Source organism: Pantoea sp. SGAir0180, from assembly GCF_043546245.1.
Window position 1 is genome coordinate 26196 of the sequence record NZ_CP028073.1, and the last position, 24238, is coordinate 50433.

Consider the following 24238-nt stretch of genomic DNA (forward strand, 5'->3'; position numbering starts at 1 on the left):
TATTTAATTTAACATAAATTGTATTATACGCATTTTTTATGCGGTTATTTGATAATGTATCTTTTTGGATAGTTTATAATGTTAGCCGTAAACGGCGTTTTCTCCATTTCTTATGGATGAGGCTTCTGGCCATGTCTAACAAAAAATTCACCATATTTCATTGTTGCTGGTTTTAAACTAAAAGTGCCTGCATTTATTCATATATGAATTATCCGCTTATTAAGGGCCTTTTATGAACAGCTAGAGCTGTCAAAGTATTGCTCTGACAGTTACAATATTTTAATGTTTACTGATTAGATGATGAGATTATGGGGGAAAGCAATGGATGCTAAAATGCTCGCCAGTTCAATCGTATCGGGCGTAGTTTCTGTACCAATGGACTTCTATCTAGGACTTGAGCGAACCTTTCAGGATTTGGACCTGTCTGATGGAGGCCGACGCATCCAGTCACGCAATATGCATGATGACGTCCGCGTTGGACGTGCAGTTTATAACGCCTTTAAGAACAGAAACGAGATAGCTAAAATCGTTAAGATCATCATTGATGATTCTCTTCAATACCTCCCCGAACCCGCACTTCGCAAGGTTTATGACAAACTGATTGGCAGCGCAACTTCAATGAGCAGTCGGACGGCTACTCAACTGACTTTGTCTTCTTACCTAGGTTCAAAGGTCGTCAGTGGGGTCATGCTTTCATTCATATCCCGTGTGGCACTCCGGGGACTAACTGGTGGCTTGACCGGCGGCGTTATTGCCCAAGGCGTGATTTCACGTGCCTGTGAGGCATCCCGGCGGCTTCAGATGCAAAACCCTGAGCTATGGCGCAAACTGAGGGTTAACGATTACGACATGCTATATTTCATGTTTGAAGAACCGCTGCAGAACTTCATCAAAATGGGTGAAATGTTACGTAAAAACCCCTCCGCTTCCAGAGAGTTTATCAATGCTATCGAAAATTATTAGACTTATTCGTAAGCTCATCGCCGAACTATCCGGTGGTCTAGTACTGATGGCTATGGTGGTAGGTATATTTCTGGCAGCCACGCTTAATGAAGGTGCCATGCGAATTATAGGTCCGCTGCTCGTTCTCGTAGCGGGACTGATTGTATACGGTCTAACTTATCTGATTGCTGAAAAGCCAGACCGTCGTTAACATTTCAGTAAGAGAGGTTACTGAACAACATTAGCGAGTCTGAGTCTCATGAGTACAGACCTAATATATAACAAACATCCCATCCTTGCCTCCTGCGGAATTTGTCAAATAGGGCGAGAATATGGCGGCTTCGGCGACAGGGTTTGCACCTTTTCAGTCGGACTGAAAGAGGGCAAAGTAGCCTGGATGAAATTGTCGCTGCGGCAATATTCTGAAAAATGGGTCGTGATTGTTCGTAAACGCCCGTTCCTTAATGCATGGGCACGCTCTGGTGATGAACCACAGCTCGCAGCTGGCGATGAAAAAGTATGGAGAAAGGATTATAAGTTTTTTCGCGCTGAGAAAGGTTTTTCTCAAGGATATCATAATCCTGTGCCACTTGCATTGTGCGATGCACATTATGAAATAGAAAAAGGGCTACCCGTGCTTCATGCAGGTTTTACGAATGGCGTAACGCGAACAATATGGCTTATGGCCAACGGTGCGGAAATTTTCCCAGTTAGCGTACCTTCAGAAAGGGATGCTCGTCTGCTGTTCCGGGGGTTGGCGACAGGACAACTGAACCGCTTTCAGTCTCTTTCCTGTATTCACTGTGTTAACAAAGCCGAACTATACAGGGTTTTGACCTTGTAGGCTGAACAAAAGTAATTCTGCTTGTTAACTTTCGGCATCTTTCGCTTTTCGTCTGCCAGCAATGCACCAAAAAAATTATTTGAACATTATTAGAATGCATTTTTATACTCTAAGGTACTGTCATAGTTAACAAACTTTGCTTTGTTTATAGCAACAACAGTTTGTACTGGAATATTGATTTTTTTGTCATCACAAAAATTCTCAAGGAGCATAGTAAGGTGTATAAATGAGTCAGAAAGTTTATTACTGCAAAAATTGGTCAATTGGATATAAAGAGCCAACTGACTTATGGGGGAGAAAAAAGCCCTAAAAAAACATGAGGCTGGCGAACCTTATACAGTGCTCATTGACTCTGAATCTACACCATCGTGCTTTATTAATATAATGAGGAATAGTGGCTGGGTAAGTGTAAGCTTTCTTGATGAACATTTAAGAGAGTATCTTCTTTATAATTTTCAAATGCTGGATGTGGAAAAATTATTTCTATCGATGGCTGTTTATAGAGAGTTTAACGATGATACTGACCTTGTTATCAACGGGACAACGTACCATTTTAAAGAATATGGGCATACTATAATTATAGAGGATAATATCCCGAGTAAAACTTCAGAGAGGAGTGAAACTTACTCTGATGTAGCCAAAAATTATGAACAGTTTCCAGCGTTCGGACAATATGATTCTTTGAATCGAAAGGAACGATAGGTTATTACAAATCTTTAAAAGAGCCGATGAAAGGCGGAGAAGTGGTAACGGTGAAAGGTTGCATTGACGCAAAACCCGGAACAGACGTGATGCAACCTAAAACCGATCTCACTACAGACGGCAGAGACATCGGGAGATACTGGTGCATTGACTACGTCTGTTATGAAAGGACGGACTCTGAAGACAACTGAGCAATGCGTAATAGATTTACTCAATGCTTGCCGCCGGACGACAGTGAAGCGCTTGTGAGCCACACCTAATCGGCAGGCTCCGTAACGGGTTTTCTGCACAAACAGGAACAGTTAAGTCTGACTTTATTTTTTTCGCCCCGAGTAAGCAAGTCCGGGTGGGCCAGCAACTGCCTGCGTCGTCAAATACAGCTTTGTTAAGGCGGCGGTTCCATCAACTGCTCAATCGCAAACATGAGAGCGGGTTCAACCTCATCACTTCTTTTCAGACGTGCCCTCAGCAAAAGTATAAGATCACGTTTGATCTCTTCGCGGGTGATTACGTCACCATCACCCGCTTTCCTCAGACAAACCATGCCGGTGAGTCTGCACGCTTCCCGGTAAGTGGACTGAACTTCGTCATCATCAACGTTCTGCATGAGGATATCTCCTGCACTGAATCAGGTTTTATGCGCGAAAGCGCATGAAGGCGCCAGCTGATGCCCGCCAGGGTGAACTGGCCACATGGCGCCGGTAGCCCGGCGAAGCCGGTTACGTGATGAAAGGTTCTGCCTGTCGGGCACTTCGTCCTTGTATCTAACCATATGTGGTGATTAGCTACCACCACTGAAGCAGAGTGAGCCGGTCTTCGCCCTTAAGGTCAGATATTGACGAGCGCTGAACCTTCTTTTGCAGCATATGGCCCTCCGCTTCACCTTTCACGCCAGCACATCAGGTTGAACGGTTACCGGGAGCACGACTCCGTATGTACAAGGCAAACAGGCGTGACGGTTTATGTGAGAGGAGTGAAACCATGTTTCCAGTCGGTATTGATGTCAGTAAAGACACGCTCGACCTCTGCATGCTTTACGACGGCATGAAAGGTCGCGTCAAAACACGAAATATCCGCAACGACCGCAGCGCGGTTGCGCACATACTTCGCTGGCTCAGGCTTCAGCACTGCGGTCCGGAGGATGTTCATGTGGTGATGGAGGCCACCGGCGTTTATCACGAACGGCTGGCCACGTCCCTTCACGACGCCGGTTTCTGTGTGTCTCTGGCCAACCCTCACCGCAGCCGGGAGTTTGCCCGTGGCATGGGGATAATGACCAAAACGGACAAGGTGGATGCGTATATGCTGGCCTGTTACGCACTGCTGAAAAAACCGCACCGGTGGGAGCCGCCCGCAGCGGATATCAGATTTCTCAGCGCACTTCTGCGCCGGCGGGATGTCCTGCTCGCTGACGCCGTGCGTGAGGAAAACCGGCTCGAAAAGTATCAGTCCACCGACACGCCTGCAGACGTCGTCAGTTCATGCATCAGGATGGCGCAGCTGCTCCGTGAAGAAGTGAGAAGCATTGAACGGCAGGTTAAAGCGCACATTCAGGCCAGCCCGGACCTGAAACGGGATTATGCGCTGCTGACGTCGATTAAATCTGTCGGGCCTCAGCTGGGTTTGCACATGCTGGTTGTGCTCCGCAGCCATAACTTTGAATCAGCAGACCAGGCGGCGGCTTTTCTTGGCGTGGTGCCTGTCGAAAAGCGCTCCGGCACTTCGGTTCGGGGACGGCCCCGCATGTCTAAAATCGGCCCGCCTCAGCTGAGAGCCAAACTTTACATGTCGGCTCTGTGCGGGAAAATTCATAACAAACGTATGCGTACTGTCTACGAGGAAATGTGCCTGCGGGGCAAACCTAAAATGGTGGCTATTGGTGCACTGATGCGAAAACTGGTTCACTGGTGTTATGGCGTACTGAAGACGGGAACTGCTTACAATGACGGAGGCCCCCGTGCTGCGCTGAATACCTGACTCAGGTTGAGTTGACACTTTACTGACAGAATCGCTCATGAGGACAACCGGGCATAGTCCGCTATGAGCGAAAAGCAGTCGTTGCCCGCCGTTAGCCAGCGGGCAACATAATGACCAGCTATTTACGCAACAGGCGCAGGCCGTTTGCCACAACAAGTAGACTTGCACCCACATCGGCAAATACAGCCATCCACATGGTTCCCATGCCGGCAATGGTCAGGGCAAGAAATATTACCTTGATGCCAATTGCCATAACGATGTTCTGTACCAGAATGCTGTAAGTCTGTTTTGAAAGCCGGACAAAGGCAGGGATTTTACGTAAGTCATCATCCATCAGGGCAACATCGGCGGTTTCGATGGCGGTATCGGTGCCATCGCGCCCATGGCAAAGCCGATATCGGCGCGAGCCAGTGCCGGCGCATCATTGATGCCGTCGCCCACCATGCCGGTGGTACCCTGAGCCGTAAGTGTTTCAATGGCGCGCAGTTTGTCCTCAGGCAACTGGTTACCCGGGCTTCATCGATACCGACCTGAACGGCAATGGCCTGCGCTGTACTCGAATTGTCTCCGGTCAGCATGAGTGTCCGGACGTCCAGACCGTGCAGCTGGCTCACCGCCTCGCGACTGCTTTCTTTGACCGTATCTGCCACTGCAAACAGCCCAAGTACCTGATGACTGTCACAGAGCAGGATGACCGTTTTACCAGCGGACTCCAGCTCCCTGAGCGTCGCCCTGACAGTCTCCGGGCAGCTGCTCGTTTTTTCAGCCATCCTCAGATTCCCGAGGGTGTAGGTTTTGCCTTTGATGACACCCTGCACCCCACGGCCCGGCAGAGCTTCAAAGCGCTCGACGTCATAACACTTCATGCCCTCTGATGCTGCCGTAACGGCCTGCGAAACCGGATGATCGGAGTAACCCGCCAGACTCGCAGCCAGCCTGCGACCCTCATCTTCGGCAACCCAGGTATAGATAATCACATCCGTCTGTACCGGTTTACCGTGCGTCAGTGTGCCAGTTTTGTCGAGCGCCAGCCATTTCAGCTTTCTGCCCTCTTCAAGATAAATGCCACCTTTAATCAGGATCCCCCGGCGGGCTGCCGCCGTCAGGCCGCTGACGATAGTTACCGGCGTGGAAATGACGAGCGCGCAGGGGCAGGCGATAACCAGCATGACAAGCGCCTTATAAACCCACTCGTGCCAGCTTTCACCTGCAATCAGTGGCGGGAGGATGGCAACCGCAACCGCGATGGCAAACACCACGGGGGTATAAACCTGTGCAAAGCGGTCAACAAAGCGTTGCGTAGAGGCTTTTGCCCCCTGGGCTTCCTCCACGGCGTGAATGATGCGCGCGAGCGTAGTATTTCCGGCAGCAGCCGTTACCCGGTATTCAAAACCACCGGAGCCGTTAACCGTCCCGGCGTAAACCGGATCGCCTTCTCCTTTTTCGATCGGCAGGCTTTCGCCGGTAATGGGTGCCTGGTTGATGCTGGTCCTGCCCCGGACAACCCTGCCGTCAAGGGCGATACGCTCACCCGGTTTTACCCGGACCACGCTGTCAAGGGATACAGATCTGGCATCTGCCTCTTTCCAGGAACCGTCCGGCTGCTGAACCGTGGCTGTTTCAGGCGTCAGCTTCATCAGGGAGCCAATAGCATTGCGGGCGCGGTCAAGAGACTTCGCCTCAATCAGTTCCGCGATCGTGAACAGCACCATTACCATGGCGGCTTCCGGCCACTGTCCGAGAGCCAGCGCCCCGGTTACAGCAATGCTCATCAGGGCGTTAATATTCAGATTGCCGTTACGCAGCGCAATCCAGCCCTTTTTGTAGGTAGACAGGCCGCAGGCACCAACAGCGGCCAGAGCCAGAACTGCTTCCAGCCATTCCGGCATGCCAGTCCAGTGCATAGCTTCAGCGGCCGCTGCTGCCACGCCGGCCAGTGCCAGAAACCACCAGGTTTTTTTCTTTTCCTCAGTAACCGCGTGCCGCCCGCTGCTGTCAGAGAGCTCAGGTTCAAAGCCCAGCGAACGAATGGCGGCCAGAACCGGCTCCAGCGTACCCGGTGCATGAACGACCGTCAGTACGCGTTGCATAAGGTTAAAATCCAGCTCCTTAACGGCCGGCATACCGTCCAGCTTTTACGGATCATGCCCTCTTCTACCGGGCAGTCCATCTGCCTGATGCGGATGCTGGTATGCACTCCGTCAGCGGTCACCTGCTGTGCCTGCAGCTCACCGGATGTGACAGATGCAGGCGCACAGCAGGAACCGCAGGCGCTTTCCGCTTTACTGCCTGAACAGCTGATGCCAGTAGTCCGGGTGACTTTATCAGCCAGTTCCGGGTCAAAACCCAGAGAGCGCACCGCCTGTAGTACCGACTCCAGTGCCTGCGGCGAGTGGGTCACAGTAAGTACCCTCTGCATCAGATTGAATTCAAGCTCACTGACGTCAGACAGTTTTGTGAGTTTTTTACGAAGCAACGTCTCTTCCGTCGGGCAGTCCATCTGCACGATGCGCAGACGTGTCTGAACGCTATCGCTCCCGTCGCGTTCTGCCACTGGCCCGGAAGGCTGACTCAGACTCTCCGATGAACAGCAGCTTCCGGCACTACAACAGTCCGGTGAGGCATCAGCCATTTTTTGCGAAGTTTTTCCGGAGGCGTCTGCCGTGGCAGCAGAGGTATAGCTGACGGATGTCCGCTCTCCGGACGCGGCAGAACCGCACTTGTTATTACTACAGCAGTCACTCATGTTTTTATCCCGTTCATAGCATATACTGGCATTAAAGACCCTGAAGTAACTACAGGGTCAAGTGTACAAGGAAAAAGTTATGAAAATTGGCGAACTGGCCCGGCAGGCAGGCTGTCCGGTAGAGACGGTGCGTTATTATGAGCGTGAGGGGCTGCTGCAGGCAGCATTACGTGACCAGGCAAATAACTACCGTCACTATGACAGTGCCCATCTGGAAAGACTGATGTTTATCCGCCGCTGTCGGGCGCTGGATATGACCCATGAAGAAATCCGGGTGCTGCTGCAGGCACGCAGTCAGCCTGATGCAGATTGCGGTATGGTTAACGACCTGATAAATGAGCACCTTCTTCATGTACAGGCCCGTATTCGTGAACTGAATATCCTGGAAACGCAGCTGAGCGAGCTGCGGAGGCATTGTAATGCCAGCCGGGCAACACGCGACTGCGGCATTTTGCGCGAACTGGAGCAGGCAGATGAGCCGGATGATGTCCTTCCCGTTATTTCTCCTGGCCATCTTGCCGGCAGCCATCCACATTAATTTTTTAGGAACAGGCTCTGTAACGAGCCGTTTTAATTTGAATCAACCCGGCAGTGAGCGCTGTATTAAGAATGCCGCCTGAGCGGCATGAAGGCGCCAGATGACCTAAAAGATGGCGCAGATGCTGAAGGGCGCCGTACGCCCGGCGTAGCCGGTTACAGACGTATAAATCGTGCCATACCCTACCTTTCCCTGAACAGCCCTGCGTGCTTTCAGCAGTGAAGAAACTTATGTAACCCCTATTAACCCCGGTGAGCGGGCTTCACGGCGCTTGCGACGTGAAGGGCGTGATTTCCGGGCCTTGGCGTCGGCAGCCTGCTGCTGACGCTTAGGGGGTGTTCATCAGAACTTTCAGCTATGGATGGTGAACTTAACACGGTAGCTGCAAAGCCAGACCCGCTTTCCGCCGCACGATAGCCACTGTACGCCGTCGGAGTGGTCACGACAAGGCGTAGCCGCAGTCGGGGCGTATCTCCGCGTTAGCGGGCCGTCAGGGCCGCTTACGGGCGTGTTCACTGTACCCTGCAGCAACTCGACTCACAGCAACACCAGAGCCATTAGTTACAACACCCATTAATCAGCCACTGCAGTTCCGGCCCTTCGGGCCGGGCGGCCGGGGCTGGTCAGTGGGGGCGATGGGTTGTCAGGTCCGGCTCCGGTCCCTGCTGGAGGGGCACTCAGGGTTCAGGACTACGCCGGTGCTGTTTACAGTGAATGAATGTATGCTGTAACTAAAATGCTGTGCTCTTGGGGCCCGCTTCAGCGGGAGCTACTTCCCGTTCTGAGCGGCGCGGACGCCTGCGGCCGCTGCGAGCGAAGGCCTTTTCCACTTATCCACAGTCTCGCGGGTGACAGAGATCATTCCGGGTTTATCCGGAAGACTCTAAAACAGTGTTTACGAATGTTTTGCAGATTATCTGATATCCGTTTGCTGCTTTCTGAGGTTATCTCCTTGCGGATTTCTGTGAATAAAAGGACGGCGACGGGGTTTTGCGCACGCTGCCGGCGCATGAACGACGTCGCGGCCGGCATGAAACGGGAATAATGGCGAAAACGAGGCCTGAGCCTGAAAAAAAACCAAGGCAAAAGCCCCGGTTAAGGGGCATGGTCTGTATGTCGGGTGTTACGCGTCAGACGTGGGTGTCGTGTGTCTCAAACAGCTGCATCTGGAAGAGCTGCCGGATGGCCAGCTTCTCAAGACGCTCGTCCGTGCAGTACAGCAGCTCGCCTGCGGGCAGGGTTTTACGCAGGTGTTTCATCATCTCAAACACCTGCACGTCCCGTGGATGGCTGCTGAGCCGGTTTGCCCGCTTACGCATCGCCCCCTGCTGACGACGGTATTTCAGCGACTCGATCCTTTTACGGTCGTACCAGCGACGGCGGGCGGCCTGTGGCGAGATGTCTTCATCCTCCCGCATCAGCCCTTCCGCTATCATCTGCCGGCGCTCCTCGCTCCTGCGCAGCGCCTTTTCCTGCTCCTTTACGAGTCTGGCCATATCCGCACCCAGCATCCGGAAGCCGGCATCGGTTATCCAGACGTACTTCGGCAGCCACTGCCCGGACGCGCGGTCCCACATTTTTTCTTCCGACACCGCGAGCACGCCATACCGGACCTGTTCGTTAATCAGGCGGGACATACGGCTCACCGTGACGGCCGTCTCCGGAATGACGTTGCCGTGTTCGTCTTTCGGACTGACCTCCCGAGCCAGTCGGGACGTACACATGCCGACAGAATGTTTGCCCTTGTCGCAGAAACTGATTAGAACCGGCCAGGTGGTATCCAGCAGCCGGGCTTTTTCCGGTTTGAAATGGTTTTTACGCCCCGCCTTCTGGCGGTTCATCATGTAGTAAGGGTGCAGCGACATCCGCATGCGCAGCTCGCTGAGGCCGGTTTCCGGATCGGTTTTCACCAGCCGGTTGTAGAGGTAGCCGATCTGGCCACCCACCGGTTTGTAACGCGCCGGCCGGAACCACCGCGGATTTTCACATTTCGCCCGCGTGGAGTGTTCGCCCCTTACGCGGCGGGTTTTACGGGGTCCGGCAGGGACGAGAAAAGAAGCTGTTTCACCGGCGTCGACGCCCTGCCAGAAACGCACCTGTTCTTCGGTGCTGAGCTGACTCCAGTGCCGTGACGGTTTGCCCTGCTTCATAGCAGCGCCTCCCCGGCAGACTGAGACCGCTCTGTTTTCTGGCCACAGGTATGCCGCTGGTCTTCACAGACCGTCTGACGTGAAAACAGAGCCGCCGGAAAAAAGACGCGGGTAAACCCTCCGTCATGACTGCCGGTGTTACGGGCTAACAATACCGTTCTGATGTGAAGAGGAATTGCCGGCCGGTCCGGCCCGAAAACAGACTTCAGCAACGTAGCAGGAGCCAGGCCACATCCGGTCGGAGGCAAATGCCGGCAGCAGAATGGTCACTGCTGCAACGTCTGGCTTCATACGGGGTCGGGCAGTTTAACCCGATTAAAATCTGGTCATTCACCCTGTCCCGGACTTATGGCGGACAGGGGTTGTCTTATGAAATGCATGCGATATAATCCTTCACAGGCATGCGCCTGCTTTTGACCCCCTGATTTCTGAATCCAGCCGCCAAAGTTGAAGACAGAATCAGGGGTTTTTGCATTCAGAATCCGGGCTCGCCGGATTCTGACCCTGGACGTTTTACGGATACGTCCCATCCGGATAGTCGGTGGCCCGCAGCCGCGCATGTTCGGTCACGGAGGTTTGTGCTCTCCTCTCCTGCAGACCGCCACAGCCCGCCGAAAAGGATCGTTACGATCGCGCCACACGATCGTCCGAAAATCATACCCTCAGAAAAATCTCAGATCCAGCCTGATGTTAAATTTCGTCACCTTTTTGCATCCAAAAGGTTTTTTCCGCAGGTGCATGTTATTTCTGTTTTCTCTGTACATGGCGGTGCCGGAAGTCCTTAACAGGCCCGGGCGGGGATTAAGGCTGAGAAGGGCTAAAGTTAGTGATAAGCGAGACGATAACTGTCTCTGAACGCGGACTTCCCTAAAAGAAAAAATGGTACTGGTTAATTTACGCCGGCAGCTTTACCGGGCTGTCGGCTCTTTTTTTTACTTCTGGCAGTCCGCTTTAGGAATGAACTGACGTTCTCTCACGGGAATATGATGACTGAACACCTGTGCGATCCGGATATCTCCGGTTTAGCTCTTAAATCTACTTTATTCCGGTATATCTTTTAATCGTGTTGTGTAGCGCGGCGACAGCATTTCACGCTTCATCTGCCATGAACTGTCGCGCTCTCCCTGACCCGCAAACCAGACCTTTCCTTTTCCTGAGCGGTTAATACCGTCCAGCGCTGCCATTAAAGCGTCTGCGTTGGCATGAGGCTGCTGTTCACTGAACATATCAAACTGCGCCACCCCTGACTGGTAAAAATCGCTGAGCATCACACCTGCTCTGGCATACCGGAAACCATCCCGCCAGATGGTGGCGAGACCGCGAAGTGCTGACGCTATGATGTCCCGTGTGTCACTGGTCGGATAATCGCAGACACACGATGCGGTGTTCGAATACTGTGGCTCACTGCCGTGCCTGGCGGTGGCGACGGACACGCTGACATGACGACAACGCGAATTCTGCTCCCTGAGCTTTTCCGCCGCGCGCGTGGCATACAGCACCACGGCCTGCTGCATGTCTTCCAGCTGCGTGATCCTCTCGCCAAAGGAACGCGAGTTTACGATCTGTTGCTTTGGCGGTGGGGCATCTTCAAGAGCGAGGCAGGGCTCACCATTCAGTTCACGCGTGGTGCGCTCGACGATAACGTCGAAATTCTTTCGTATCATGCTGATGTTGCTGTCCGCAAGCTGCAGGGCGGTGTTAATCCCCAGCTGGTTCAGGCGCAGACAGATCCGCCGGCCAATTCCCCAGATATCGCCGACGTCGTCAGGTGAAGGAGTTTTCGCTGCCGGTTCTGTCAGTCAGGTCAACAACGCCGTTTGTCCGTGTCCACTTCTTCGCGGCGTGATTGGCCAGTTTGGCCAGCGTTTTCGTCGGCCCGAACCCCACGCCGATTATCAGCCCGGTTTCGCGCCGATACGCTCACGCATCTGCTGTCCGAACGTCTCAGGCGGGATAAGGCTGCCAATCCCTGAGACGTCCAGAAAAGACTCATCGATGAATACACTTCCTGTCCTGCTGCCATTTCACCCAGTATGGCCATCATGCGCGCAGACATATCGCCGTACAGCTCGTAGTTGGAACTGAATACATGCACGCCGTTTTGCCTGAAAAAGCGTTCGTTCTGAAACAGCGGAGCCCCCATTTTGATCCCTAAACGTTTGGCCTCTGCCGATCGTGCAATCACGCAGCCATCGTTGTTCGAAACGACCACGACGGGTTTACCGCGCAGATCGGGCCTGAATACGGTTTCACAGGAGGCGTAAAAATTGTTGGCATCGGCCAGCGCAAACATGCCTATTCTCCTGCGGGTCCGTTGAATCCCACGCCGGCTACATCGGTAAGGCGTATGCCACCACACCCCACACGGGAAGTGCCTGGTTCACATCAAGCAGCGTTACGGTCTCGTCCTCGTCCAGCGCCTGCAGGGCCGGAACAGGCTCGAGTAGCAGGCGCCTCAGCGTCAGCTCACCGTCGATCTCAGCAACGATAAGCTGCCGGTGTGCAGGTATCAGCGCACGGTCGACTGCAAGCACAGACCCTTTAACGATACCTGCATCGGCGCAGTCGCTTTCGCTGCGCATAAGATACGTTGAGTAAGGGGAAAGATGCACCAGATCGCCCAGATTCAGGCGCGTTTCGGTGTAGTTATGGGCGGGACTCTGAAAGGCCATTGAAGCGCTCCGTTCTGACCAGCTTTTCAGCCTTATGAAGTGAATCTGTTAAAGCCTGCGTATTTCCAGCGCTGACACATTTATTACTCCTGATATCAGTATAAGTCGTAACGGGTACAATGCCCGGTTCTGCACGCAGCGGACTCACGTAGGGACCGATGTCTGCTATGAGCGAAAAGCGGACATTAGAAGTTATCCAACACTAAATGAAGAATTGCTACTGAGGCAGCGAATTAATTTACAGGGAGCAGGTCACTGAAGAAAAACGCAACCGTAAACAAGCACGGGCAATATCGCGGTTACTAAAACAGTTTAACAAAGCCAATTTCAGGTGGCTTTTAGCTTCCTGACCACCATCCGTATCAGGCCGAACAGAATCGCGGCGTATAAGGTGATAACCGCAAGCAGAGCAAAGAAGGTCACGGGATCGGTGCCAGCCTCATAAACGTCAGCCTGGTAACGGCCAAAAACCAGATGAGAATGGTCAACAATCCACGCCGTCAGCGAATAGAGCGGCATCCCGTAACGCGACATCATAAATGCCACTACGAAGCACAGTGCGAACCCCGCCGCTTTCTTAACGAATTTTGCAGTCTGCAAAGTTGCTGTCTCCCTGAACGTCAACGTAGCCATAGGCCATCAGCCCGTTTCGCGACCCGGGCACGCGGATGTTTTGTGTGCGTAACAGTGCCTGCCTGACCGTGTAAAAGTCAGTGCGCCGCACAAAGGTAATACATCCCTCACTTTCTCCTGAACCGTCCGGCCGTAGAGGGTGCAGGCGAAAACCGCCACGTGCCACGCCGTTGATGAATATCGAGTCAGTCATAGTCTGCGAATTAAACAGCGCAAACCACTCTGAATGGTCTGAGTTATTCCAGAAATCAACAACCCATCCCCTGATCTGGTTTGCGATACTGCCTTCGGGCCGCGGGACAATCCAGTAACGGCCAACCGGAATGGCACTGTTCGGCAGGTAAGCGCAGTTGGGATCGTTGGTGTAGGGTTTCTGGCCAGAAAAGACCGGAAAGTTACCCACGCCGTAGACCTGCAGCTTTGCCTCGCCGCCCCCCTTTGCCAGGTCGTTGTAGCTCATTGTCATCTTCAGCATGAAACGCTCCCTGTAAGTTGTCAGGCCGATGCTATCACTCCTGCAGAGCAAAATTAACGATCGGCCTCCGGCTTTGTCACCCAGTATCACCCGTGTCTGCCCTACGTCCGGATTTACCATAACATCCCGTCAGTGACGGCTTACAATATTTAATATAGGAGTTCGTTTGCAACGTCTGTTTTTGGCACAGAGCGGACTTGCTGACTGAACTGAAAGTTCGCTATGAGCGAGATATTGTCATTAAAAAGCTGCGAATCATAGCCTTCCTCAAAGGGTATGCATGCGGGCATGAAAGCTAGCGTGATGTATATCGTAAATAAGCATCCCCTGATAATATAGGGGGGCTTTTCAAAGATGTAACGAGGCAAGTATATTGGAATGGCATGATAAAAATGGAAAATATGACTATGTTCAGAACCCTCGCTTTAGCTCCACTTCTGCTGTCCCAAACAATTTGCTTCGCGGCCTCACATGAACAGGTAATGCTTTTAAATGCAGAACAAAAAATCGGTACCGAGGTTATTTGTCATGTCCCACTGAATATTATTGTGGACCAGAAGCCCGTCACACTGGATTTTAAAAACAGTATGACCGTGATTTCAAACCAAGGAAAAATTAGAACGTATCAGGTCATTGCAACGTTTGTACCCTATGGCACAACTACACCTGTTATCACACAACGCTATCATCTTACCGTTACAACAGACGAAACAGGCCAAACACATAAAATCGATCCGAACAGTGTCAACGTAACCAGTCCATACTCTGTTGAGTTGGCCCATAAAAATGAATCTCAGCTTCGCAATGCCTCTGAAAGTTATCAATCTGATAGCATGGTGTCAGTAACTGATTTTCCGAACTTCACTATTCAGGGATATGAAAATGGTCCTATCACTCGATGCGCTATATTCCCTAAAAACAGTAGTAGTTAGTACATTCCGATGTTAGCAACGTTGGCTTATGGCATATAGTGGACTTTTGCGCCACAACGGTCGCTATGAGCGAAAAGTGGGCGTCAATATGACGGCGACTGTCAAATTCAACATGACTGACCTGCCCCCTACGATTAATACACCGCCAGGGTAGCAATGTCCGCTTCTGGCACGAAGTCGCATGCTGGAAAGAACTTAGGCAGCTGTGAGCGAGAAGCGGGCGTTCGCAGTTATCCGATAGTAGAAGAGTTTGCTGATTAGGTCGTGTATTCATCTGCAGGGGGCAGGTCACCGCTTTGAGCGAAAAGCGGACCTCCGCAGTTGTCATTACATTTAGGAGTTTTACTTCCATTGTTGTGTATTCATTAACAGGGACCTAGTCAAGTTCTTTTACGGCCACTTGAACAAAAGGCCACTAGCACCTCAACGAGGCTGTTAAAATTCCATCATTCAGTGATACACATCTGTAATGTAACTATTTATGACACACATCGACATAGGTTGTCATGTTCATTCTGGTGGCTGCTCCAGTGGATTTATTTATTTCATATAATTCAAAATAGCACATATTGTCGTCATTCCGATTCCTGAATTCATATAGTTTGTCTTTTTCAGGGCGAATTGCAAAAACATTCCCACAAAGCCTACCGTCACTAAGATGTTTTGAAGGCCATACTCCTAATAATTTTCCAGCTCGAACATAATATTCTGCACGGTCAAGAGGATATAATCCCTCTGGCAATTTTGATTTTTTAAAACCCTTGTCAATATATGCAGGTATACTTTCGTCAGTTTTTCTTACTTCAGGATAGTATCCTTTTGGAGGCATCTGATAAGGCTGATTGCAATCAAACCCCCCCCACATCATAGTATCGCTTGTAAAACCAACAATTCTCACTTGAGCGCGGTCTCCCCCGGTAACATCCTGCACATGATTGACTACAACCTCACGCTGTATACATCCAGTAATTGCAAAAGAGATGATGAAGGGAACTAGAACCAACGTTTTTTTTCTTTTAGACATAAATTGAATTTTTTAACCATGATGTGTATTGGCATTACTCTACCAGCCCAATAATATTATTTCCAGCAGTTCTTTATCGTAAACTTTACATAGTCAATGAGACGCAGTGGTCAGAAAATAATAGCAAAAAGGCCACATAATCAGAAGTGCAGAATGATATCCGCGTATGATACAAATAGGAACAGAATTTCTGTTTTGAGCGAACAGCTGAAGTTCGCAGTTGATTTCGTAGCCACACTTTCACGTTACTAATATTGCGGCGTGTTGATCAACGGGGAGCAGGTCAAACCGACCACGAATCACACCGAATTCCACATCGTGTTATGATTCAAGCCCGCCCAGAAAATAAGGACAGCAAATAATGTCATTCAATTATAAAAGTCTATTTATTACTCTTTTTTCGCTCTGCACATCTCAGACTTATGCAGCACAATGCACTGCGGAAATCTTAGCTAAGAACAAACTGAACGACTTCATCCTGAGTAACCGGCAGATAATAACGGGAATACCTAAATCTGTATCAATGACTATTGATAGTCCTGATGGGTATCTCCGCACAGCGTTTCAAAGCAACTTCAGTAAATGTGGTGAGCTGATTGGTGGCCGTATGAAAGAGGTCAAAACCTCCTCAGGGCAGAAAACAGTTTTCACGGCAACCTCTGAAATCCGGTTGAATAAAACGGAATTTGGCTGGCGCATTCAGCTAGACTCATACGGGATCACAGCCGATAAAAACAGTCAGAAATCAAGTCAGTTATATCGGCAGACCCTTGAGGGAATCTATCTGCTTAACGTTAAAGGAATTGTCAGTCGCGCAGTTACTCGTTCGAGTATCGCGTCCACGAAATCGGAAGGTAAAGAAAAAATCGCAGTGAGCATAATCGACTATGCCTTAACTCCATCGGGACTACTGGCAAGCGCGGCGAGCAAAGGAAGTATGGCAATAGATAATAATACGATTGTATATAGTTATGATGCCAGTCATCGGCTGATCAAAACGCAATCACCCTCAACCATTGAAGAGTTTGGCTACGATAACGAGGGCCGTGAGTTGACCATGAGTCAGACTCAGACGTATTTCACCATTGAAAAAAAGTTCGCCACCTGTCAGGAGTGGAACTCACGTGGAGATTGCATCCGCGCTAATATGGATATCACGATCACCCCAAATAATCCTACCGGTAAACAGTTTGTGAACAAACATAACGCTGTAATGACGGCGAAATATGAATACTGGGACTGACTATTTCACTTACTCCATAAGGCGTCAAAAGGGTATGGGATCCGAATCGGGATCCTTTATTTCATTCAGATTCGGAACTGAACCGCCCCAGCGTAGTTTGGTCAAACGGCCGGCTTCCCGTTAACTAATCCGGCATCATTTCAGCAGCGTCCGCTTTTGGCACAGAGCGGACATACTGACTGAGCTGGAGGTCCGCTATGAGCGAAAGGCGGACGTCCATAACTTTCTGCTGAGGAAAAATTAACTAAAGATCCAAAGTATCAATTAATCTGGCACAGGTCAGCCATGTAATAAGTGACTAACTTGCAGCTGGATGAGTATCAAAGAAACAACTTAAGATAGTTAGTTTTTTTGATTTGAATTTATATTCATGATAAACATCTTTTTTTGTATTATCTAAGTCATTATAAAATTCGTTGTTTCCTTGGATATATCCTACCAAATCACTTACATCGAATTCTTTATTTTTCCAAACATTAATTTTATTACCATGCGATGTAATCTCTCCTGTTTCGATGAAGTTTATCAATTCATTCGCATGGAATGTTTTTATATTATTATTGACTAATCCACTCAACACGCGATTGGCATTAATAACACCATAATGGATATCACTAACATCAGAAGGGTTTATACTTGCGTTTGTAAGTAGTTGGTTGAATGAGTTAATATCCCCAAGTATGCTTTTAAATTTCTCTATTTGTGAAAATCCCTTTATCAAATGACTGTAAGTATTTCTCAATTCAAAGTCACTTACTGGATGATAGGGGTTTTTACACTCAAAAATGAATAAAACCCCATCTAGGTAAGCAATCACATCAATTTCATCGTTACCATATTTAAAATCAATATTAACATGAAATCCTTTGTCAACTAAAGCTTGGTTGATTTTCTCTATCATATGATCTTTTTTATTAAATGTAGATAAGTTTATTTTGTTTATAAATGCAATTGACCTAATTAGGTTGGACTTATGAAGAATTGTTGGCGGAAATATTATTTCGCCATCAATGTTTAAAATTGGATGATATTGTATATCAAGATGATCATTACAGTGTGATAAGTCAAAACTAATCATTTCAATGAACTCTCTACATTCATCGACAGGATGATTACAGATGCTAGTTAGCATAATGGCGAGTAGGTCAACATTACAACTAGGCAATACTGAACGCCGTCTAATTAAATCCGCATCATGTGTCTGCTTTAGAAGTAAATCATTATATGCATAGTTGAATGCATTACTGATATAACCAAAGTATCTTTGTATTTTGATTATATCAAAGGCAGTAAAGTTTTTATATAATTTTATGCTTAGAAATTCGTCATTATAGTTTTCTAAACATAGAGTTTCAATCATGGCCGCTTCTTCCAAGAATAGTCTGTCATGACTAAAAATATTAATTTCGTGCCCGTATTCAACATAGAGAGTTTTAAGAACAATTCTTTTTATTGGTGATTCTTTTATTTCGTAAACTAAATTATCATCACTTTTATCATTGGCAGAAAAAAACTCCGAAAGAAACTCAGAAACATCTTGATTTTTTCTTTTATAGTTTCATTTTTCATTATGTTAGTCGCAATGGAAAACCATCTTAAATCCGATCTTGCATAACTTCGGCGCAATGCTGTTTCAAATTCGTAGTTTTCAATGATTATATTGTCATTAAATTTAAGTGCTTTATAATTAAAAAAATCTATTTTAATTTCAATGTCATTAAAAATCTGTATTAAATACGCATTGTAGAAACATTCCATATACACGTCATTGCTATATTCCTCATCAGTAAGGAAAGCTTTTGTCACTCTCGCATTAGCATATACCTCTTTATATAAACCCAGAGTAAATGATATGGATGACAATATGGTTTCTTTGTTTCTAAAGAAAAGAGAATCCGTTAGCGACATCTCACCTGAAATATCATAATTGTTTGTATCATAATATACCATATCAGCAATGGCTAATGCCGTTTTAAGAAAGTATGATTTTGATTTTATGAATTCGATTATCTTACTGCGCAATAACCTTAGATCTGCGGAGAGTTGAATAACATTTAAAACATTATTTATATACTCTAAATCCTTGCTATTTATCAGGTTAACGAAAAGATGTCAGAAATTAAAAATCTTAATACCTTTGCTTTATAATTATATTTCGATATCCTAAAGACCCCTTTTTTTCTGATTTCATTAATTGGATTGTTAAACCCTCCATAAAGTATAAAACGTAAAAAGCCGATGGCGTTTTGTATTCTTTCTTCTTTAATGCTATCCATTAGAGCATCGATACTTTCACCTAGCAATTTATCTTTTTTTTAGATTTAATGGGTTTTAATTTTCTATTTATATCTTTTGCTATTATGCAGAATTTGTCTGCACTAATTGATTGTATCGATAAGCCACTTATTTCGTCTGAGAAAGCATCAATCACAGCAAGCTCCTTTAAAATAAAAACACATCGTTACTGTAAGTGTTAAATTGAAAAGAGTCATTAACTTTTAACAAATTCCTGAAACAACTAAATCCTCTTTAATGCTTCCAGTCGCTCAATGTCCTCTGTTGGCACAAAGCGGACATGTTCATCAGGAAAAATCTGCAAAAACTGAAATGCGGGCATTCCAGTCTTCTTCCTGCCTTTGAGATTGAAAAGCAGTTCTTACCGCTTACCTTTCGCTGCTCAGCCGGTTTAACGATAACTCAGAAAAAGTTATACGCTCTCCCCTGCTTTCAGGCCTGATACAGTCAGAGTGAACATTCTTTAATCACTGCCGATAGTAATAATTCCGTCATAAAAAAACGGAAATTTACTACATCGCCCTTCTGCAGCGCAGGAGAGCTTCTGTATCAGCAATGACGTCTCCATACATCAGTGTTGATACCCGATATCAGGGAACCTACATGAATAATATAAAAATAGGTATAAGCTCAGTGCGGCCTTCGGCTTTATGGCATTGCTTGTGATTATCATGGTGCTGATTGGCGTCCTTAAAATTAATTCGCTCGGCAGTGCGAACGATGAAATTTCAGGCAGCCTTTACAGCAAATCGTCCGCCTCCCAGTCTCTGCGCTATCTCACATCAGACATGAGCCGCCTCGCCCGCAATGCAATTCTCCTCAAAGACGAGTCTCAGAGAGAGAAAGCCATCAGTGACTACCGCAGCGAAAGGCATGAGATTGACGGCCTGCTCGAACTGCTCCGGAAACAGGTGAGCTCACCCACAGGGCTGGAAATCTTTAAGCGTCTCACGGACCGGGCAGACCTCTTTTTACCTTTCCTTGATGAAGTTGTGGCCCTCGCGAAAAACGGTAAGAACGACGAAGCCACGCAGCTGCTTTTCGGTCCGCGCTATCAGAGCCAGGGGGAATTCATGGCCTCCCTGAAACAACTGCAGGACCACCAGGAAGCGCGGATGATTACCGCTGCTGCACAGGCGCGCGCAGACCGTTCGTCAGCACTGATGATACTCATTACCGCAGGTATTGTTGCAGTACTGCTCGCTGCCATATCCGCACTGTTCATTACCGGAGTATCACGCGGCCGCTTACGGAGGCTGTTCAGGCTGCACGCCGCGTGGCCCTGGGTGACCTGAGTGGCGCGGTGCATGCTGGTCATAAAGATGAGACAGGGGTACTGCTGTCAGCCATTCGTGACATGCAGGATTCGCTGATTAACACCGTCAGCCAGGTAAGAAGCAATGCGGAAAGTGTTGCATCGGCCAGCAACCAGATTGCGCAGGGGAACGCTGACCTCTCACAACGAACTGAAGAGCAGGCCAGTGCGCTGGAGCAGACAGCGGCAACCATGACGCAGCTGGGTATGACCGTCAGGAACAATGCGGAAAACGCACGGCAGGCGGGACAACTGGCAGTGGGCGTACGCGATGTGGCAAATAAAGGCAGTGATGCCACCGGCGCCATTACCGGGACCATGAAGACCATCAGCGAAAGCTCCGGCCGTATTGCCGAGATTACCGCCGTGATTGACGGAATCGCATTCCAGACGAATATCCTTGCGCTCAACGCCGCGGTTGAGGCAGCAAGGGCGGGTGAACACGGCCGGGGTTTTGCCGTGGTGGCCAGTGAGGTCAGGTCTCTGGCGCAGCGCAGCGCAACAGCTGCCGGTGAAATACGTCAGCTTATTGAGGCAAATGCGCACAGCGTCGAAGAAGGTAACAAACTGGTGTTACACGCTTCTGAAACAATGTCAGGCATCCTCTCTGCGGTCGGAAAGCTGACTGACACCGTGGAGGAAATCACCTCCTCAAGCGCCGAACAGGCCCGTGGTATTGAACAGGTAGGCATTGCGGTAACGGAGATGGACAGCACCACGCAACAGAATGCCTCGCTGGTCGAGGAATCTGCCTCAGCGGCTGCGAGCCTTAAAGATCAGGCCGAACGGCTTCTCCAGGCCGTATCCGTTTTCAGTCTGGGTAATCAGGTCATTAGGTCTTCTGTTAATGCGGCTTATGAACCCGTAGGGCAGAAATTCAGTACGCCGGAAACAGGCACTGGCGTAACGAACAGGGACGAAGGCTGGAAGCATTTCTGATCGGAGTACCGCGCTGCTGACTGGCGCGGTACGACGTAAAAATCCTGCAGTAAGCCTCGTCAGTGTTGGTTTATGAAACAAGTTTCTGGTCTTCATCAGACAGTGTCCGCTTTGAGCGAAAAGCGGACATCGGGCTGCATGTCAAAATGTCATTTTCTAATATCACCTCGCCATTGTGCCATGTGTAAAAAAGCAAGAAGAAAAACTCCGCTGGCGGTAAATCGTATTCGGGGAAACCCGCTCATGCCGGAGTTTTACCGAATCCTGCCGCGAAGAAACCGGCGCGTTCTGCCCTGGTGTCGGCCGCCGGTTCCCCCGCATCTGCCATATGTAGTATGGTCTGCCGCTCCGGATAGCACAACATATAGTGATGCGCGCCGCAGCGGCGCGGGGCAGGGGGCCGTTCGGTAATATTAGGGTTTAACCGAATGGCCGGAGAAGGGCGTAAAAAAACGCCTGACAGCCATTGAAGATCACTCAGTCAGCCTCTGTCGGGAAAATTTCTTTATATGTTGAGCGTAGACAGTAGTCTTTTTCTGAAAAGCGTGTAAAAATGTTAAGAAAAATTAATTTAAATTTCTAAGGACACACATGACTCCTCAAAACATTAAGAATTATATTCAGCGATATCAGGAACGTTTGAGATCTTCAGCCTCATATGTTTCAACTTTAAGAACTATCATTGATGAAGTAAATTTTAATACTATCAATGGTCACTTTACCCGTTCAGAACGTGATCATATTTTAAAGGAGCTGTTCCGCGCTCAGGTTGGAGTCGAATCTTACAGAAGAATCGATGAGGCTGTAGAAAAAAGCAGCACACAAATCTCTTTCGACGGACCTGATGATCTTGCTGCTATGGTTGCCGCAATGAAAAAGAGAGGATAATGATGACTACTCGTGATTATATTTATATTGCTGGAGTAGTGGTTTCTGTTATATCAGCACTTATAGCCCTGATTGCAGCTTACAGAACAAACAAAAGGGATTTAAATTCATTAGGTGACTCAGAACTCAAAACTTTTGAAATGATTGCCAGAGCCGAACTCGAATTTGCAAGGTTTAACATGGAAGTCATAGAAGCCAGAAAAAATCCTAGTGATATACTTTCTCAAGCACAAACAATTTTTTATGATGCATTGGCTCAGAGTGTGCTCAATACATATGAAATAGCCTGTCAGCGTTTTCTGGATGGCAAGTTAGACACAGTGAGATTTGACAAGACTTACTCTGCGCGCCTTAAAAAAATCAGATCATCAGAGCCTTATAAAGGTTTTATTGATGGTGGTAATTTTAATTATTCTGCACTCATTAAGGTTAATGAGAAACTGAACAATAAAGAATAGATTTGATATTTTATAAGCCGCGTTCAGGCGGCTCCCTTTATCTAGTCAAAATCTCAAATTACAGGATTAGTGATTGTTTCAGCCTGCATTTCAACGGCGCTGATTGATGCAGAACCCAAAAATATAAACAAATAAAATGATTCTGGCATAAAACATTGGTCTTATACTGAATGTCAGAGCTGGAACCGGAGACTCAGAATGTCACTTTTACATCAAATTCAGGAGTCACTCGTACAGGAGGGGAGCAATCTAGGTTCAGTACTGCTCAAACTCCGTATACTGGCTGCAAGGCTAGGAAGTCACGATTTAGAGGAATGGGTAAAACATGAGTCAGAAGGTTATCCGACAGGTTTCGCTGTTCCCGAATATCGAATTGTAGGCGTAACTTATACAGGCAACTTTTCTGGACCGTTCGGTTCAGGGTTAAAAAACGCACCTATTCCGCCATTTTTGATATCAGAGTTTGCTGATGACAGCTGGAATAGTATTTCTGTCAGAGAAAGTATTGCTGCTGTAGGGGAGTTAGTTAAGAACAGTGCTGATGGGCAAAAGCTGGGAATCGAGGCATCTGACCTAATCCTTATATTACAGGGGAAAGTGTATGAGGATTATGCATGCAACTCTATTTCAGGTAAAATTTCGGCTGTATCAATGTCTGAAATATTACAAGCTGTTCGTAATCGGGTTTTGGAGCTGACAATTGAACTTGAAAAATCAATCCCGCAGCAGCGCACATTACTTTTGGAACTCAGGATATGGATAAAAATAACGCGTCAAAGGCACAGCAGATAACGCAACAGATTATTTATGGTAATGTCGGTAATGCGGTATCCGGAGGTAACGAATCAACTTTCAACGTAAACTTACAGTCAAATAATAAAGAATCAGTAGTTAATTACCTAAAAGAATCTGGTATTCCTGAATCAGACGCCAGCGAGTTTGCTCAAATTATTTCGTCTGAGGAGCCATCAAGCCGTGAAGAGCCTTTTGGTAATAGTGCAAAAAACTGGATTGCGTCCAACCTCAGAAAGGCTGTCGATGGAACCTGGAAAGTCGGAGTGGCGGTTGCAACTAAAATTTTTACTGAAGCTGCACTGAAATACTACAATCTGAAATGATTTTGCATCCATGGGCGTTTTGCTGAATTGCAGGAAAAGAGCGTAAAACGGCCTGGCGTTTTGTTTCGGTATATGTGCGTTTTACCGAACGGCGGCAGAAGAGCGTAAAAAAACCGCCTGGCGGCGGCCTCATAAAGCAGATAACCCGCTCAAGGCGGGTTATCTGCTCTGTAGCCTGTTATGCTTCGCGGCATCCGGCGTACAGCGTGGTGAAATTCTTCTTTTAGCGAGTTAATTATACGTCTTATGACCTACACTTGCAAATGACCATTCTATAAGCAGCCTTTACCGTTTATAATGCGGCCAGCTAAGGAAGTAAAACTACGTGAAACCGCCTCTGAACGCAG

General features: G+C 48.2%; 18 protein-coding genes and 3 pseudogenes. 12 read left to right on the top strand and 9 right to left on the bottom strand.

Features of this window, described 5'->3' with window-relative positions:
- Positions 1-321 precede the first annotated feature (321 nt).
- From C1N58_RS22155 to C1N58_RS22165, 3 genes are all read left to right on the top strand, one after another.
- Entirely contained in the window at positions 322-963 is a 642-nt protein-coding gene (locus C1N58_RS22155) for a hypothetical protein (RefSeq protein WP_394565064.1), read from the top strand.
- 376 nt (positions 964-1339) lie between these two features.
- The gene (locus C1N58_RS22160) at positions 1340-1786 is read left to right on the top strand and encodes a plasmid fertility inhibition factor family protein (protein ID WP_394565065.1); all 447 of its coding nucleotides are present in this window, start codon (positions 1340-1342) and stop codon (positions 1784-1786) included.
- 288 nt (positions 1787-2074) lie between these two features.
- Positions 2075-2488 carry a hypothetical protein gene (locus C1N58_RS22165; protein ID WP_394551390.1) on the top strand — a complete coding sequence of 138 codons (414 nt, stop codon included), beginning with the start codon at positions 2075-2077 and terminating at the stop codon, positions 2486-2488.
- A 385-nt stretch (positions 2489-2873) separates the two neighbouring features.
- Here the strand turns inward: C1N58_RS22165 and C1N58_RS22170 are convergent, their stop codons facing one another.
- Positions 2874-3095: a hypothetical protein gene (locus C1N58_RS22170; RefSeq protein ID WP_394551392.1), complete on the bottom strand. Its 222-nt coding sequence runs from the start codon at positions 3093-3095 to the stop codon at positions 2874-2876.
- A gap of 374 nt (positions 3096-3469) precedes the next feature.
- Between C1N58_RS22170 and C1N58_RS22175 the strand changes: the two genes are divergently transcribed.
- Positions 3470-4465 (top strand): IS110 family RNA-guided transposase, encoded by a 996-nt coding sequence (locus tag C1N58_RS22175; RefSeq protein WP_394551394.1) that lies wholly within the window; start codon positions 3470-3472, stop codon positions 4463-4465.
- Between the two features lie 118 nt (positions 4466-4583).
- On the opposite strand, the pseudogene C1N58_RS22180 reads toward C1N58_RS22175, so the two are convergent.
- A pseudogene (locus C1N58_RS22180) lies at positions 4584-6965 on the bottom strand (heavy metal translocating P-type ATPase).
- A gap of 325 nt (positions 6966-7290) precedes the next feature.
- Between C1N58_RS22180 and cadR the strand changes: the two are divergent.
- A complete protein-coding gene (gene cadR / locus C1N58_RS22185; RefSeq protein WP_394565067.1) occupies positions 7291-7749 on the top strand; it encodes a Cd(II)/Pb(II)-responsive transcriptional regulator in 459 nt (152 codons plus the stop codon).
- 1130 nt (positions 7750-8879) lie between these two features.
- Here cadR and repA read toward each other — a convergent pair.
- The 5 genes and pseudogenes from repA to C1N58_RS22210 all read right to left on the bottom strand — a co-directional run bounded on the left by repA (position 8880) and on the right by C1N58_RS22210 (position 13679).
- Positions 8880-9899 (bottom strand): plasmid replication initiator RepA, encoded by a 1020-nt coding sequence (repA, locus tag C1N58_RS22190; RefSeq protein WP_394565068.1) that lies wholly within the window; start codon positions 9897-9899, stop codon positions 8880-8882.
- A gap of 1040 nt (positions 9900-10939) precedes the next feature.
- A pseudogene (gene umuC, locus C1N58_RS22195) lies at positions 10940-12192 on the bottom strand (translesion error-prone DNA polymerase V subunit UmuC).
- 37 nt (positions 12193-12229) lie between these two features.
- On the bottom strand, positions 12230-12571 hold the full coding sequence (locus C1N58_RS22200) for a S24 family peptidase (protein WP_394565071.1): 342 nt from the start codon (positions 12569-12571) through the stop codon (positions 12230-12232).
- A gap of 327 nt (positions 12572-12898) precedes the next feature.
- Positions 12899-13171, bottom strand: coding sequence for a hypothetical protein (locus C1N58_RS22205; protein ID WP_058702416.1), 273 nt, complete (start codon positions 13169-13171; stop codon positions 12899-12901).
- The gene (locus C1N58_RS22210; RefSeq protein ID WP_394565073.1) at positions 13149-13679 is read right to left on the bottom strand and encodes a DUF2778 domain-containing protein; all 531 of its coding nucleotides are present in this window, start codon (positions 13677-13679) and stop codon (positions 13149-13151) included. The genes C1N58_RS22205 and C1N58_RS22210 overlap by 23 nt, the downstream gene beginning before the upstream one ends.
- Positions 13680-14071: 392 nt before the next feature.
- Between C1N58_RS22210 and C1N58_RS22215 the strand changes: the two genes are divergently transcribed.
- Positions 14072-14611, top strand: coding sequence for a hypothetical protein (locus tag C1N58_RS22215; protein WP_324029156.1), 540 nt, complete (start codon positions 14072-14074; stop codon positions 14609-14611).
- 475 nt (positions 14612-15086) lie between these two features.
- Here the strand turns inward: C1N58_RS22215 and C1N58_RS22220 are convergent, their stop codons facing one another.
- Positions 15087-15635 carry a hypothetical protein gene (locus tag C1N58_RS22220; protein ID WP_394550012.1) on the bottom strand — a complete coding sequence of 183 codons (549 nt, stop codon included), beginning with the start codon at positions 15633-15635 and terminating at the stop codon, positions 15087-15089.
- A gap of 361 nt (positions 15636-15996) precedes the next feature.
- Between C1N58_RS22220 and C1N58_RS22225 the strand changes: the two genes are divergently transcribed.
- Entirely contained in the window at positions 15997-16878 is an 882-nt protein-coding gene (locus C1N58_RS22225) for a hypothetical protein (RefSeq protein ID WP_394565075.1), read from the top strand.
- A 298-nt stretch (positions 16879-17176) separates the two neighbouring features.
- On the opposite strand, the gene C1N58_RS22230 is transcribed toward C1N58_RS22225, so the two are convergent.
- Positions 17177-18238, bottom strand: a complete 1062-nt coding sequence (locus C1N58_RS22230; RefSeq protein WP_394565077.1) for a hypothetical protein — start codon at positions 18236-18238, stop codon at positions 17177-17179.
- 1538 nt (positions 18239-19776) lie between these two features.
- Between C1N58_RS22230 and C1N58_RS22235 the strand changes: the two are divergent.
- The 5 genes and pseudogenes from C1N58_RS22235 (at position 19777) to C1N58_RS22255 (ending at position 23891) form a co-directional block, all read left to right on the top strand.
- Positions 19777-21427 (top strand): annotated as a pseudogene (locus C1N58_RS22235) (methyl-accepting chemotaxis protein).
- A gap of 591 nt (positions 21428-22018) precedes the next feature.
- On the top strand, positions 22019-22315 hold the full coding sequence (locus C1N58_RS22240) for a hypothetical protein (protein ID WP_394564982.1): 297 nt from the start codon (positions 22019-22021) through the stop codon (positions 22313-22315).
- Positions 22315-22773, top strand: a complete 459-nt coding sequence (locus C1N58_RS22245; RefSeq protein WP_394564983.1) for a hypothetical protein — start codon at positions 22315-22317, stop codon at positions 22771-22773. The genes C1N58_RS22240 and C1N58_RS22245 overlap by 1 nt, the downstream gene beginning before the upstream one ends.
- 198 nt (positions 22774-22971) lie before the next feature.
- Positions 22972-23565, top strand: coding sequence for an AbiTii domain-containing protein (locus C1N58_RS22250; RefSeq protein ID WP_394564984.1), 594 nt, complete (start codon positions 22972-22974; stop codon positions 23563-23565).
- Positions 23529-23891, top strand: coding sequence for a hypothetical protein (locus C1N58_RS22255; protein WP_394564985.1), 363 nt, complete (start codon positions 23529-23531; stop codon positions 23889-23891). The genes C1N58_RS22250 and C1N58_RS22255 overlap by 37 nt, the downstream gene beginning before the upstream one ends.
- The last annotated feature ends 347 nt before the right edge of the window (positions 23892-24238 follow it).

Excerpts from the sequence above, each read along its gene's own strand:
- C1N58_RS22155 (WP_394565064.1), top strand. The coding sequence starts at position 322 with ATGGATGCTAAAATGCTCGCCAGTTCAATCGTATCGGGCGTAGTTTCT.
- C1N58_RS22160 (WP_394565065.1), top strand. The coding sequence starts at position 1,340 with ATGAAATTGTCGCTGCGGCAATATTCTGAAAAATGGGTCGTGATTGTT.
- C1N58_RS22165 (WP_394551390.1), top strand. The coding sequence starts at position 2,075 with ATGGGGGAGAAAAAAGCCCTAAAAAAACATGAGGCTGGCGAACCTTAT.
- C1N58_RS22170 (WP_394551392.1), bottom strand. The coding sequence starts at position 3,095 with ATGCAGAACGTTGATGATGACGAAGTTCAGTCCACTTACCGGGAAGCG.
- C1N58_RS22175 (WP_394551394.1), top strand. The coding sequence starts at position 3,470 with ATGTTTCCAGTCGGTATTGATGTCAGTAAAGACACGCTCGACCTCTGC.
- cadR (WP_394565067.1), top strand. The coding sequence starts at position 7,291 with ATGAAAATTGGCGAACTGGCCCGGCAGGCAGGCTGTCCGGTAGAGACG.
- repA (WP_394565068.1), bottom strand. The coding sequence starts at position 9,899 with ATGAAGCAGGGCAAACCGTCACGGCACTGGAGTCAGCTCAGCACCGAA.
- C1N58_RS22200 (WP_394565071.1), bottom strand. The coding sequence starts at position 12,571 with ATGGCCTTTCAGAGTCCCGCCCATAACTACACCGAAACGCGCCTGAAT.
- C1N58_RS22210 (WP_394565073.1), bottom strand. The coding sequence starts at position 13,679 with ATGCTGAAGATGACAATGAGCTACAACGACCTGGCAAAGGGGGGCGGC.
- C1N58_RS22215 (WP_324029156.1), top strand. The coding sequence starts at position 14,072 with ATGGAAAATATGACTATGTTCAGAACCCTCGCTTTAGCTCCACTTCTG.
- C1N58_RS22220 (WP_394550012.1), bottom strand. The coding sequence starts at position 15,635 with ATGTCTAAAAGAAAAAAAACGTTGGTTCTAGTTCCCTTCATCATCTCT.
- C1N58_RS22225 (WP_394565075.1), top strand. The coding sequence starts at position 15,997 with ATGTCATTCAATTATAAAAGTCTATTTATTACTCTTTTTTCGCTCTGC.
- C1N58_RS22230 (WP_394565077.1), bottom strand. The coding sequence starts at position 18,238 with ATGATTGAAACTCTATGTTTAGAAAACTATAATGACGAATTTCTAAGC.
- C1N58_RS22240 (WP_394564982.1), top strand. The coding sequence starts at position 22,019 with ATGACTCCTCAAAACATTAAGAATTATATTCAGCGATATCAGGAACGT.
- C1N58_RS22245 (WP_394564983.1), top strand. The coding sequence starts at position 22,315 with ATGATGACTACTCGTGATTATATTTATATTGCTGGAGTAGTGGTTTCT.
- C1N58_RS22250 (WP_394564984.1), top strand. The coding sequence starts at position 22,972 with ATGTCACTTTTACATCAAATTCAGGAGTCACTCGTACAGGAGGGGAGC.
- C1N58_RS22255 (WP_394564985.1), top strand. The coding sequence starts at position 23,529 with ATGGATAAAAATAACGCGTCAAAGGCACAGCAGATAACGCAACAGATT.